Origin of the sequence: Gryllotalpicola sp. (assembly GCF_027352875.1) — a bacterium.
GTDB lineage: Bacteria > Actinomycetota > Actinomycetes > Actinomycetales > Microbacteriaceae > Gryllotalpicola.
This window is the reverse complement of the sequence record NZ_DAIEII010000068.1, coordinates 1-11,324: the sequence shown is the minus strand read 5'-3', so window position 1 is coordinate 11,324 and position 11,324 is coordinate 1. Positions and strand designations below refer to the sequence as shown.

12 protein-coding genes are annotated in these 11,324 nt (G+C 69.0%); 3 read left to right on the top strand and 9 right to left on the bottom strand.

What is annotated here, in order from left to right; all coding sequences use genetic code 11:
- Together M7D61_RS08500 and rfbB are read right to left on the bottom strand one after the other, a co-directional pair.
- Positions 1 to 1,241 (bottom strand): bifunctional dTDP-4-dehydrorhamnose 3,5-epimerase family protein/NAD(P)-dependent oxidoreductase (locus tag M7D61_RS08500; protein WP_298229502.1); only part of this gene is annotated, 1,241 nt, incomplete at its 3' end.
- Positions 1,242 to 1,252: 11 nt separating this feature from the next.
- Complete coding sequence (gene rfbB, locus M7D61_RS08495) at positions 1,253 to 2,251, bottom strand: dTDP-glucose 4,6-dehydratase (RefSeq protein WP_298229500.1); 999 nt, start codon at positions 2,249 to 2,251, stop codon at positions 1,253 to 1,255.
- A gap of 163 nt (positions 2,252 to 2,414) precedes the next feature.
- On the opposite strand from rfbB, the gene M7D61_RS08490 reads away from it, so the two are divergent.
- Entirely contained in the window at positions 2,415 to 3,044 is a 630-nt protein-coding gene (locus M7D61_RS08490; protein ID WP_298229498.1) for a hypothetical protein, read from the top strand.
- Entirely contained in the window at positions 3,038 to 3,664 is a 627-nt protein-coding gene (locus M7D61_RS08485; protein WP_298229496.1) for an RES family NAD+ phosphorylase, read from the top strand. The genes M7D61_RS08490 and M7D61_RS08485 overlap by 7 nt, the downstream gene beginning before the upstream one ends.
- Here M7D61_RS08485 and M7D61_RS08480 read toward each other — a convergent pair.
- Complete coding sequence (locus M7D61_RS08480; RefSeq protein ID WP_298229495.1) at positions 3,661 to 4,341, bottom strand: thymidine kinase; 681 nt, start codon at positions 4,339 to 4,341, stop codon at positions 3,661 to 3,663. The genes M7D61_RS08485 and M7D61_RS08480 overlap by 4 nt on opposite strands.
- 357 nt (positions 4,342 to 4,698) lie before the next feature.
- Here M7D61_RS08480 and M7D61_RS08475 point away from each other — a divergent pair, with 357 nt between their 5' ends.
- On the top strand, positions 4,699 to 4,983 hold the full coding sequence (locus M7D61_RS08475) for a hypothetical protein (protein ID WP_298229494.1): 285 nt from the start codon (positions 4,699 to 4,701) through the stop codon (positions 4,981 to 4,983).
- Between the two features lie 19 nt (positions 4,984 to 5,002).
- Here the strand turns inward: M7D61_RS08475 and M7D61_RS08470 are convergent, their stop codons facing one another.
- The 6 genes from M7D61_RS08470 to M7D61_RS08445 all read right to left on the bottom strand — a co-directional run bounded on the left by M7D61_RS08470 (position 5,003) and on the right by M7D61_RS08445 (position 11,101).
- Positions 5,003 to 6,064 (bottom strand): Rv2578c family radical SAM protein, encoded by a 1,062-nt coding sequence (locus M7D61_RS08470; protein WP_298229492.1) that lies wholly within the window; start codon positions 6,062 to 6,064, stop codon positions 5,003 to 5,005.
- Positions 6,065 to 6,154: 90 nt separating this feature from the next.
- Positions 6,155 to 7,621 carry a malate dehydrogenase (quinone) gene (mqo, locus tag M7D61_RS08465; protein WP_298229490.1) on the bottom strand — a complete coding sequence of 489 codons (1,467 nt, stop codon included), beginning with the start codon at positions 7,619 to 7,621 and terminating at the stop codon, positions 6,155 to 6,157.
- Positions 7,622 to 7,661: 40 nt separating this feature from the next.
- Positions 7,662 to 8,720, bottom strand: coding sequence for an aspartate-semialdehyde dehydrogenase (locus tag M7D61_RS08460; RefSeq protein ID WP_298229489.1), 1,059 nt, complete (start codon positions 8,718 to 8,720; stop codon positions 7,662 to 7,664).
- 87 nt (positions 8,721 to 8,807) lie between these two features.
- Positions 8,808 to 10,118 (bottom strand): aspartate kinase, encoded by a 1,311-nt coding sequence (locus M7D61_RS08455; protein WP_298229487.1) that lies wholly within the window; start codon positions 10,116 to 10,118, stop codon positions 8,808 to 8,810.
- 42 nt (positions 10,119 to 10,160) lie between these two features.
- The gene (gene recR / locus M7D61_RS08450) at positions 10,161 to 10,760 is read right to left on the bottom strand and encodes a recombination mediator RecR (RefSeq protein ID WP_298229485.1); all 600 of its coding nucleotides are present in this window, start codon (positions 10,758 to 10,760) and stop codon (positions 10,161 to 10,163) included.
- On the bottom strand, positions 10,760 to 11,101 hold the full coding sequence (locus M7D61_RS08445) for a hypothetical protein (protein ID WP_298229483.1): 342 nt from the start codon (positions 11,099 to 11,101) through the stop codon (positions 10,760 to 10,762). The genes recR and M7D61_RS08445 overlap by 1 nt, the downstream gene beginning before the upstream one ends.
- Between the last annotated feature and the right edge of the window lie 223 nt (positions 11,102 to 11,324).

Here is an 11,324-nt window from a genome sequence, read left to right as displayed (position 1 = left end):
GCGCCCGGGTCGGCGCCGACCGCCGCGAAGATGCGCTTCGCCAGCTCGGCCCAGCTCGCCGGCTCGCCCGCGTTGCTGAGGTTGTACGTGCCGAACGGGGCGCCGGTGTCGACGAGGTGCCGGATACCCCGGGCGATCTCGTCCGCGAAGGTCAGGCGGCCCACCTGGTCGTCGACGACCTGCGGGGCGATGCCGCGCCCGGCGAGCGAGGCCATCGTCCGCACGAAGTTCGCCCCGTCGCCGACGACCCAGCTCGAGCGGACGAGGTAGTGGCGCGGCACCGTGGCCACCAGCGCGTCGCCCGCCGCCTTCGTCTGGCCGTAGACGCCCAGCGGCGAGAACGGCTCGTACTCGTCATGCGGCCCGGCGACCGCGCCGTCGAAGACGTAATCGCTCGACACATGCACGAGGAGGATGCCGTTCTCCGCCGCAACCCGGGCGAGCCGGGCCACACCGACCGCGTTCGTCGCCCAGGCATCCCGCCTGCCCTCCGGCGTCTCCGCCAGATCAACCTTCGTGTACGCGGCCGCGTTGACGATCGTGCCGTAGTCACGCCAGCGGCGAGCGGTCGCGAGGCCGGGGTCGGCGATGTCGAGCGCGGCGCGGTCGGCGAACTCGGCGTCCGGGAAGTACGCGCGCAGCGCCCGGCCCAGCTGACCGTTGGCGCCCAGCACCAGGGTGTTGCGCGCGGCCATCGGCGTGACATCCGCCAGGCGCGGGTGCGCCTTGTCCTTATCCGAGACGGTCGCGTCGGCGAGCGGCACCGGCCAGGCGATCGCCGCCGTCTCATCGGCAAGATTGAGGAACGTGTACTCGGCCGCCGGCGACCAGTGATCGTTGACGAGGTATGCGTACGCGGTGTCAGGCTCGAGCGTCTGATACGCATTGCCCACCCCGCGCGGCACGAACACCGCCACGCTCGGATCGACCTCCACCGTGAACACCGCCCCGAAGCTCGGCCCCTCCCGCAGGTCGACCCACGCCCCGAACACCCGGCCGCTCGTCACCGAGACGAACTTGTCCCACGGCTCGGCGTGGATGCCCCGCGTCGTGCCCGCCTCGGGATTGAACGACACGTTGTGCTGCACCGGGCCGAAGTCGGGAAGGCCCGCGGCGAGCATCTTCTCGCGCTGCCAGTTCTCCTTGAACCAGCCGCGCGAGTCGCCGTGCACAACCAGGTCGACGACGAGCAGACCCGGAATGGGGGTCTCGCGCACGGCGAGCGGCTTGGGGTCGGCCATCCGGATCGCCCCTAGTGACCCTGCGCCACGTACTTGGCCTCGGTCGCCGCCTTCTGCGGCCGCCACCACGCCTCGTTCGCCCGGTACCAGTCGATCGTCGCCGCCAGACCGCTCTCGAAGCCGCCGTGCTTCGGCAGCCAGCCCAGCTCGGTGCGGAGCTTCGTCGAGTCGATGGCGTAGCGCAGATCGTGGCCGGCACGGTCGACGACGTGGTCGTAGGCATCCGCCGGCCGGCCCATGAGCGTGAGCACCAGCTCGACGACGTCCTTGTTGCTGCGCTCGCCGTCCGCGCCGATGAGGTACGTCTCGCCGATGACACCCTTCGCGAGGATCGTCAGCACCGCGGAGGAGTGGTCGTCGGCGTGAATCCAGTCGCGCACGTTGAGACCCGCCCCGTACAGCTTCGGGCGCACCCCGTCGATGATGTTCGTGATCTGGCGCGGAATGAACTTCTCGACATGCTGGTACGGGCCGTAGTTGTTCGAGCAGTTGCTGATCGTCGCCCGCACGCCGAAGGAGCGCACCCAGGCGCGCACCAGCAGATCGGAGGCCGCCTTCGTCGACGAGTACGGGCTCGACGGGTTGTAGGGCGTGCGCTCGGTGAAACGGTGCGGGTCGTCGAGCTCGAGATCGCCGTACACCTCGTCCGTCGAGATGTGGTGATACCGGATGCCATGCCGGCGCACCGCCTCCAGCAGCGTGTACGTGCCCACCACGTTCGTGTCGAGGAACGGGCGCGGCTCAGCCAGCGAGTTGTCGTTGTGCGACTCGGCCGCGTAGTGCACGACGGCGTCGGTGCCCCGGACGAGCTCGTCGACGAGGAGGGCGTTCTGGATGTCGCCCCTGACAAAGGTGAGGCGGTCGTCGGGCAGGCCCTCGAGAGAGGCGCGGTTGCCGGCGTAGGTGAGCTTGTCGAGCACCGTGACGTGCAGGTCGGTGTTCTCGATCACGTAGTGGACGAAGTTCGAACCGATGAATCCGGCGCCGCCCGTGACGAGGATCCGCTGCATGGCATCAGGGTACCGGTAGGCGGCTGCCCGCCCGCGGGATCTCGACGGTGCGCGTGCAGGCCGGCTGGTTCCGGACCCACGCGGTATCGACCAGGCGGTACCTCGGCGGGTCATGATAACGTTACTGACGGATTGCTCATCCGTCAGATTCGTAAGGACCACGATGCCGGCCACTCGATCAACCGCCCAACGCGGCCACCAGGCGGAGCTGGCCGCGGCCGTCGAACTGCTGCTGCACTCCGGGGCGGACGAGCTCGCGGCCGCGATCAGCGCAGCGAGCACGCCCACAGCTTCTCGTCGCCTTCGCAGCGTGCTCGACCTCGTCACCTACCGCGACGCCGTGATGCGGCTCGAGTACGACCTCGCCAACCTGCCCGCAGCGGTCCCTCCCGCTGCCAGCCGAGCCGCGCAGGCCACCGAGAACGCCTGGCGCGCGATGCAGGACGAGTTCGGCCTCCTCACCGCCGTCGAGGTCGCCGCCCAGGCGGGCGCCAGCAGGTCGAACCGCACCTATGCGTCCGATCAGAGGCGCCGCGGCCGCCTGCTCGGCATCAAACGGCGCAACGCCTACCTCTACCCCGGGTTCCAGTTCGATCCTGACAGCACGTCCGTGCGGCCCGTCATCGGACCGCTGCTCGCGAGTGCGGCGCTCCACGAGCGCAGCTCCGAGAGCGTCGCGCTCTGGCTCACCAGCCCGACCACCTATCTCGACGGCGACCGGCCCGTCGACCACATCGACAACGCCGACCAGGTGCTCGCCGCCGCCGAGGGCGCGTGGGGGGTCGAGTGGTAGCAGTCCCGGCTCCCCCGGAACCGCTCGACGCACTCGACCACCTGCTTGTCGCCGGCACCCTGATCCATCGGGTGCATTCCGTCGCCCGCGACGCCGACGCGTTCAACCCGGGCCGAGGCTCCCGCACCCGGTTCGCACCGATCCGCGACCCGAAGATCGTCCCGACGCTCTATGCCGCCGAAACGGCCGACGCGGCCATCTGCGAAACGCTCCTGCACGACGTGCCGCTGACCGGCGATCGGCTTCTGCTCGACGCCTACCGCTTCACCCGCGAATCGACACTCGAAGCCACCCGCGACCTGCGCCTCGCCAAGTTCATGGGCGATGGACTCCGCCGGTTGGGCGTCGACGCCTCTCAGCTCACCGCGACCGGGGCCGGTGACTACGGAAAGACCGCCGCGTGGGCCGTCGCAGCACACCGCGCCGGCTTCGACGGCATCGCGTGGATGAGCCCGCGCGAGAACACCGCCGCAGCGTATCTGCTGTTCGGCGACCGCGTGGGAGTGCGCGACGTTCGCCTGGCCCCCCACGGGCTGGGCCCGTTCACTCCGCCGGCGCCGGGATTCGACTGGCTCAGCACCTACTGCGCACGGGTCGGAGTCGACGTACTGCTCGCCTAGGTGAAGTCGGGGTCGGGGGCGTCCGCGTAGACGCTGCTCGACCAGTGGCGGCGGCCGCGGTTGAGAACCCCCTGCGACTCCTCGAGGTAGCACTGGCCGCACAGGGCCTCATAAGTCACCACCGGCCCCTCCGCCCCCGCCTCGTCGATGGCGACCTGGTCGCCCTCGAAAGTGAAGACCCCGCCCACCAGGCGCGCGTTGAAGATCGCCTTGCGGCCGCACCGGCAGATCGTCTTGAGCTCCTCGATGGAGTGCGCGATCTCGAGCAGACGCCGCGAGCCCGGAAACGCCACAGTCTGGAAATCCGTGCGGATGCCGTACGCGAGCACCGGGATGCCCTCGAGGACCGTGATGCGCAGCAGATCATCGACCTGCGACTCGGTGAGGAACTGCGCCTCGTCGATGAGGAGCGCCGAGATGTCCTGCCCGGCGATCGTCAGCGCGTGCTTGCGATGCTGGCTGAGCCGGAGGAAGACATCCGTCGACGGCTCGATCACGAAGTCGGCCGCACGCTCGGTGCCCAGCCGGCTCACGATGCGGTCGTCGCCCTTGGTGTCGACCGCAGGCTTCGCGATGAGGACGCGGTGGCCGCGCTCCTCGTAGTTGAAAGCCGCCTGCAGCAGCGCAGTGCTCTTACCCGAGTTCATCGCCCCGTAGCGGAAATACAGCTTGGCCACGCAGCGAGCCTAGAGCGCCGCTCGCCCTCCACAGCGCCGTCCACGCGGTCGAGGCGCCGGTGAACTCGCCCTGGTACCCGCGCCCCGTGCGCGCACGCCGGAATCTGCGCCGGTGCGGATCCTCTCGAGCGCCCTCAAAGCAACGGCATCCTGCCTGCTGCGATCCAGCACGCGATCAAACATCCTGTAGATACCCGGAGAATCCGCTATGACGATGAGGACCGGCTGCTTATCATCGGTTCACTGCCGGACGGCCAACTCATCGAGATCGTCGCCGTTCCGGCAGACGCACCGGAACGCATCATCCACGCAAACTACCTCAACCCCAAGTGGCTCGCCGGCCTGCGGCGCTGATCAATGACCGAGCACGACGACAAGTTCTACGAAGACGACGCCGAGCGCTTTGAGGCGTTTCTCGACGGTCTCGATCCCAGCACGCTCGAACGGCACGACGCCACGTATCTGCGCGCCATCGGGGAGGCGGTCGATGCTTTAGAGACCGCTGAGGCCCGACTCAACGCCGCGATCCAGTTCGCTCGCCAAAACGGAGAGGAGTGGGGATTGATCAACCTGCTGCTCAGCGATTCCCCGGTCACCAAGGATCGTCACTACGGCCCCACCGCGCCATCGGACGCGAGCTGATCCGGCCCCGTCCGAACGACTAGAACAGGGTCGGCTGAGCGAGGGACGACGACGCGACCTCCTCGAAGACGACCTGACGGTCGGGATCCGCCGTCATGCCGCCGGTCGCCCGGTCCTCCCGCGCCTGCTCGAGACCGTGCTTGCGGATGAGCGGCCGGATGCGGCCCGCAAGCCAGCGGCGGTACTCCGTGCCCGCGTACGCCCGGTCGCCGTACAGCCCCCGATACCGCTCGATCAGCTCGGGATGCTCGCGCTCGAGCCAGAAGAAGAACCACGGCTTCACCGGGCCGCGCAGGTGCAGCGCCGTGTAGAGCACGCTCGATGCGCCGGCCGCCCGGATCCGACCGAGCGCGAAGTCGAGGTGCTCGCGCGAATCGGTGAGGAACGGCAGGATCGGCATCAGGAACACCGTGCAGTCGAGGCCCGCCTCGCGAACCGCGGTCACCGTCGCAAGACGCTCCTGGTAGCGGGGCGTGCCGGGCTCGATGCTCCGCTGCAGCTCGTCGTCGAACACCGCGATCGACATCGCGACATCGACCGGGACCTGCTCGGCGGCCGTCGCGAGCAGCGGAAGGTCGCGGCGCAGCAGCGTGCCCTTGGTGAGGATGCTCAACGGCGTGCCCGAACCCGCGAGCGTCTCGATGATCTGCGGCATGAGCCGGTAGCGGCCCTCGGCCCGCTGATACGGGTCGGTGTTCGTGCCCAGCTGCACCGGCTGCGGGTCGGCGCGCCAGCCCGGCCTCGCCACCTCCTTCGCGAGCACCTCCCCCACATTGACCTTGACGACGATCTGGGTGTCGAAGTCCTTGCCGGCATTGAGGTCGAGGTAGGTGTGCGTCGGGCGCGCGAAGCAGTACACGCACGCGTGCTGGCAGCCCCGGTACGGATTGATCGTCCAGGCGTTCGGCATCCGCGGCGAGGAACCGGGAACATGGTTCAGCGCCGACTTCGCGAGGACCTCGTGGAACGTGACACCCGCGAACTCAGGGGTCTGGACGCTGCGGACGAGAGTGCTCAGGCGGGCCAGGCCGGGCAGGGCGTCAGCGGATTCCGCCTCGAGCCGCTGACCCTGCCATCGCACTCAAGAATTAGAACACGGATTCGAGGAAAGACATACAGAAAACCGCTGCACATCGAATACGTTGTGGGCGGCCCCCGGCGGCCGACCGGATCAGCGCCGGAGCTTGAGGACGGCCGACGTCGCCGCCATCGTGCTCGTCGCGAGCGCGGGATTCTCGTTCAACGACGTGCCCAGGGTCGGGATGAGCTCGCGGATCTGCGGCTCCCACGACGCCCACTCGGTCGGGAAGCACCGCTGCATGACGTCGAGCATGATCGGCACCGCCGTCGAAGCACCCGGCGAAGCGCCGAGCAATCCCACGATCGAGCCGTCGGATGCGGCGACGACCTCGGTGCCGAACTGCAGCACGCCGCCCTTCTGGGCATCCTTCTTGATCACCTGCGCCCGCTGGCCCGCGACGATCATGTACCAGTCCTTCGGATCGGCGCTCGGCAGGAACTTCTGAAGCGCCCGGAACTGGGTCTTCCTGCTCGCCGCGAGCTCGCCGGCGAGGTACCTGAGCAGCGGAATGTTGTCCTTCGCCACCGCGAGATACGGAATGATGTTCGCCGGGCGGATGGCGCCCGGCAGGTCGAACACGCTGCCCTGCTTGAGGAACTTCGGCACCAGACCCGCGTACGGGCCGAAGAGCAGCGAGCCCTTGCCGTCCACCAGGCGCTTGTCGAGGTGCGGCACCGACATCGGCGGGGCGCCGGCGGATGCCTGGGCGTAGACCTTCGCCGCGTGCTTCGCCACGACCTCAGGGTTGTCGGTGCGCAGGAAGAAGCCGCTCACCGGGAAGACGCCGTAGCCCTTGGCCTCCTTGATGCCGGAGCGCTGCAGCAGCTTGAGCGCCCAGCCGCCCGCACCGACGAACACGAACCTCGCGTTGAGCGTGCGCTTCGTTGAGCCGACGAGGCGCTTGACCGTGACCTTCCACGTGCCGTCCGCGCGCTTCTTCAGGCCGGTGACCTCGGAGTTGAGGTGGAGCTGGGCGCCGTTCGCGGTGAGGTGGTCGAAGAGCGCGTTGCTCAGTGCGCCGAAGTTCACATCGGTGCCGGCATCCGAGCGGGTCGCGGCGAACACTTCGTCCTTGGCGCGCTTCTCGATGAGCAGCGGCGCCCATTCGGCGATCTTCGCGGCATCCTCCGAGTACTCGATCTCGCTGAACAGCGGCTGCTTCTTCAGCGTCTCGTACCGCGCACGCAGGTACTCGACGTGATCCTGCTGGTTCACGAACGTCATGTGCGCGATCGGGTTGATGAACGCCGTCGGCTCGGGAAGCACACCCTCCTCGACGAGCTTCGCCCAGAACTGCCGGCTCTGCTGGAACTGCTCGTTGATCTGGAGGGCCTTCGACGGGTCGGCCGGATCCGGCATGTAGTTGAGCTCGCAGAGCGCACTGTGGCCGGTGCCCGCGTTGTTCCACGGGTTCGAACTCTCCTCAGCGACCGCACCGAGACGCTCGAAGATCTCGATCTTCCACTCCGGGTGAACGCGCTGGAGGAAAGTGCCGAGGGTGGCGCTCATGATGCCACCGCCGATCAGGACGACGTCGACAGGGGCGGAGTCACTCACGAATCGTCATCCTATTCTCTTGACGTCGAGACACTTCGTCTCAGGCAGCCGCGAGGCGCTTCGCCGCGACGATCTCGGCGATCTGCACGGCATTGAGCGCCGCGCCCTTGCGCAGGTTGTCGTTCGAGATGAACAGCGCGAGGCCGCGCCGGCCCGGCACGCCCTCGTCCTGGCGGATGCGGCCCACGAAGCTCGGGTCCTTGCCCGCCGCCTCGAGCGGGGTCGGGATCTCGACGAGCTGCACGCCCGGGGCATCCGCCAGCAGCTCGCGCGCCCGCTCGGGCGTGAGCTCGCGCGCGAACTCGGCGTTGATGGACAGCGAATGGCCGGTGAAGACCGGCACCCGCACGCAGGTGCCGCTCACCAGCAGCTCGGGCAGCTCGAGGATCTTGCGGCTCTCGTTGCGGAGCTTCTTCTCCTCGTCCGTCTCGCCCAGGCCGTCCTCGACGAGGTCGCCCGCGAACGGCACCACATCGAACGCGATCGGCTTCCGGTACACGTGCGGCTCGGGGAGCGCGACCGCACCGCCGTCGTGCACGAGGCCGAGCAGATCCTCGTCGGCCACCGCGGCGCGGGCCTGGTCGGCGAGCTCCTGCACGCCCTTGAGACCCGAGCCCGACACCGCCTGGTAGGTGCTCACGATGAGGCGCTCCAAGCCGGCCTCGGCGTCGAGCACCTTGAGCACCGGCATCGCCGCCATCGTCGTGCAGTTCGGGTTCGCGATGATGCCCTTGACCGCGTCGCCGATGGCATGCGGATTCACCTCCGAGACGACCAGCGGCACCTCAGGGTCCATCCGCCACGCGCTCGAGTTGTCAATGACGATCGCGCCCGCCGCGGCGAAGCGGGGCGCCGCGGCGCGCGAACCCGTCGCGCCGGCACTGAACAGCGCGATGTCGATGCCGGAGACATCCGCCGTGTCGACGTCCTCGACGAGGATCTGCTCGCCCCGGAATGGCAGCGTCGTGCCCGCCGAGCGGGCGGTGGCGAAGAAGCGGATGCTCTTCACCGGGAAGTCGCGCTCGTCCAGGAGCTGCCGCATGACCGCGCCCACCTGGCCGGTCGCGCCGACGACGGCGACGCGGAATCCCTCGTTCATGTCAGTCCCTTCCCGCGTTGCCGCTGCGTACCGGCGCGTCCGTCCGGACGGGCGCGCTCGTATCTACGGGCAACGTAACGCGTGCCATCAGCGGCCGGTGCCGGCGTAGACGACGGCCTCGGCATCGCCGTCGAGCCCGAACGCGGTGTGCACCGCCTGCGCCGCGGTCTGCAGGCTGTCGGCGCGCGTCACGACCGAGATGCGGATTTCGCTCGTGGAGATCATCTCGATGTTGATGCCGGCAATGCTCAGCGCCTCGAAGAAATTCGCCGAGACGCCGGTGTTCGTGCGCATGCCCGCACCGACGAGGGCGAGCTTGCCGATCTGGTCGTCGTACTGCAGGCTCTGGAAGCCGATCACCGGCTGGTCGGCCGTGAGCGCGGCGATGACCTTCTGGCCGTCGGCCTTCGGCAGCGTGAACGAGATGTCGGTGAGGCCCGTCGCGGCGGCGCTCACGTTCTGCACGATCATGTCGACATTGGCGCCCGCGCCCGCCACGACATTGAAGATCGCCGCCGCCTTGCCGCGCACGTCGGGAACGCCGACCACCGTGATCTTCGCCTCGCTGAGATCGGTGGCGATCCCGGAGATGATGGGCTCTTCCACTGTTCCGTCCTCACTGGTCGTGGACTCGCGCGCGATGCGCGCGGCGTACTGCTCGGCGGTCTCGTTGATGACAAGAGTGCCCTCGGCATTGCTGAAGCTGCTGCGGACATGAAGGGTCACGCCATGCCGGCGCGCGTACTCGACCGCGCGGATGTGGAGCACCTTCGCACCCGCCGCGGCGAGCTCGAGCATCTCCTCACTGGTGATCCGGTCGATCTTGCGGGCCATCGGGACGACGCGCGGATCACTCGTGAAGATGCCGTCGACATCGGTGTAGATCTCGCACACCGCCGCGTCGAGGGCGGCTGCGAGCGCCACCGCCGTCGTATCGGAGCCGCCCCGGCCCAACGTCGTGATGTCGCGGCTTTCGCGGCTGAAGCCCTGGAAGCCCGCGACGATCGCGATGTTGCCCTCGCGCAGCGAGTCGAGGATGCGACCAGGGGTGACGTCGACGATGCGGGCGGCGCCGTGACGGGAATCCGTGATCATGCCCGCCTGCGAGCCGGTGAAGGATTGCGCGCTGTAGCCCTGCGAGCGGATCGCCATCGCCAGCAGCGCCATCGAGATGCGCTCGCCGCTCGTGAGCAGCATGTCGAACTCGCGCGGGTCGGGCATCGGCGTCACCTGATGCGCAAGGTCGGCGAGCTCGTCGGTCGTGTCGCCCATCGCGCTCACCACGACGACGACGTCGTGGCCCGCCTTGCGGGTCTCGATGATGCGCTTGGCGACGCGCTTGATGCTCTCGGCATCAGCGACGGAACTGCCGCCAAACTTCTGGACGATCAGGGACACGAGGTCAATCGTACCGGGTGTGTTTCGGGGAAGTTTCGACCGTCAGACGACGAGGCGGCGGCCCTCGAAGGCCCGGCCCAGCGTGACCTCGTCGGCGTACTCGAGGTCGCCGCCGACCGGCAAGCCGCTCGCCAGCCGACTCACCTTCAGGCCCGGGGTGCCGGCGAGCAGACGCGACAGGTAGGTCGCCGTCGCCTCGCCCTCGAGGTTGGGATCGGTGGCGATGATGACCTCCTCGACCGCGCCGTCGGCGAGGCGCTGCACGAGCTGGCGGATGCGCAGGTCGTCGGGACCGACGCCGTCGATCGGCGAGATCGCGCCGCCGAGCACATGGTAGAGGCCCCGAAACTCGCGGGTGCGCTCGATGGCGACGACGTCCTTCGCCTCTTCGACGACGCAGATGAGGCGCTGATCGCGCCGCGGATCGCGGCAGATCGAGCAGCGCTCCTGCTCGGAGACGTTGCCGCAGATCTCGCAGAACCGCACCTTGTCGCGGACGATGAGGAGCGTCTCAGCGAGCTTGGTCACGTCGAACGACTCGGTCTGCAGGATGTGGAAGGCGATGCGCTGCGCGGACTTGGGGCCGATGCCCGGCAGGCGGCCGAGCTCGTCGATGAGGTCCTGGATGACGCCCTCGTACATCAGGACTCGGCCCCGAGGGTCGTGCCGGGGGCCTCAGCGGGCCGGGTCGACCAGGCGGAGGAGGCCGGGGGCAGCGGCTGCTCCTCGATGAACCGGGCGTCGAGGATCTCGCGGACGACGGCCTCGCCGTAGCGGGAGACGTCCTCGAACGCGGGAAGGGCACGCAGAGGAGAACGGCCGGCCGACGCGGACGCCGCCGAACCGTCGTTGCGGGACGGTCGGGCCGCCGGCGACGGTACGGAATCGACGCCTCGCGCCTCGTCAGGTTCCGGCTCGCGGTCCTCTTCGGGCTCGGGCTCGGACTCGGACTCGAGGACCGGGGCGACGGAGCCCGGGATCACGGCGGTCGGCCACGACGATGTCGAAGGTTCCGGCCGGCGGACGGATTCGCCGGAGCGGGCGTTTCTGGCCGATCTTTCCGCTGGCGGGGTGCTCGTCCGCCGACCGGCGCCGGAACCTGCCGACGGCGGCGTCACGGGCTCCGGCACGGCGGCGGGTGCAGGCTCCGCGGCGGCGGGTGCGGGCTCCGCGGCCACGGGTGCGGGCTCCGCGGGTGCGGGTGCG